This is a genomic window from Escherichia sp. AM3, assembly GCF_032029835.1.
GTDB classification, from domain to species: Bacteria; Pseudomonadota; Gammaproteobacteria; order Enterobacterales; family Enterobacteriaceae; genus Escherichia; species Escherichia coli.
Window position 1 is genome coordinate 1 of the sequence record NZ_JAVUPQ010000904.1, and the last position, 280, is coordinate 280.

The 280-nt window shown below is 52.9% G+C and carries 1 pseudogene; it reads left to right on the forward strand.

Annotation, left to right across the window (positions count from 1 at the left end):
• Positions 1-280: pseudogene (locus tag RTW80_RS28985) on the forward strand (4-(cytidine 5'-diphospho)-2-C-methyl-D-erythritol kinase); the annotation flags it as partial.

A 280-nucleotide genomic window follows, 5' to 3' on the forward strand; every position in this document is an offset into this window, starting at 1 on the left:
GTCTGACGACGGACGAACTGGCAGAGTTAGGATTGACGCTGGGCGCCGATGTACCGGTGTTTGTGCGCGGCCACGCGGCATTCGCTGAAGGGGTGGGTGAAATCCTCACGCCGGTCGATCCGCCGGAAAAATGGTATCTGATCGTTCACCCCGGCGTGAGCATTCCTACCCCGGTCATCTTTAAAGATCCTGACCTGAAAAGAAATACCCCGGCACGGTCAATAAAAACGTTATTAAATTGTGAATTCAGCAACGATTGCGAGGATATCGCAAGAAAACG